Origin of the sequence: Bacteroides sp. AM07-18 (assembly GCF_003602695.1) — a bacterium.
GTDB lineage: Bacteria > Bacteroidota > Bacteroidia > Bacteroidales > Bacteroidaceae > Bacteroides > Bacteroides uniformis.
This window is the reverse complement of record NZ_QTLM01000004.1, coordinates 1-471: the sequence shown is the minus strand read 5'-3', so window position 1 is coordinate 471 and position 471 is coordinate 1. Positions and strand designations below refer to the sequence as shown.

Annotated in this window: 1 pseudogene; it reads right to left on the bottom strand. The window is 46.5% G+C overall.

Features of this window, described 5'->3' with window-relative positions:
* Positions 1–195: 195 nt before the first annotated feature.
* Positions 196–471 (bottom strand): annotated as a pseudogene (locus DW096_RS07575) (tyrosine-type recombinase/integrase); the annotation flags it as partial.

Here is a 471-nt window from a genome sequence, read left to right as displayed (position 1 = left end):
GGGAAAGGGATGAAATGAGGCTTTCAAAGAATAAAAGTATGTATTTTTCAGTTCAAAAGGTTGAATGACAGTCCATTGATAGCACCGATGGGAGCTCCGTAAAGACAACACCATTCCGTTCCTCAAAACTCATTTTGAAGATTCCGGAAAATGCGCAACAAATCTATTCTATCCTATCAAAAGAAGTAACGTCTTTTATACTGTACACGCTCCGCTTCTTACAAAAGAAATTACCCTCTGGTTGGCCTCGTCAATCTTTCTGTTGCTGAAAGGCTTCAGATAGGTTTCCGTCACCGTGATGGAGGAGTGTCCCATGGCTTCCGATATGATTCCGGGGTGTATCTCGCAATGGTAAGCCATTGTGGCCCAGGTGTGTCTGGCTGCATAGGTACTGAGTGCCGACTGCATTCCCAGGCACTGCCTGAGTACTGCCAGCCGCTGGTTGAATCCCCTGAGTGCCGACTGGTATTC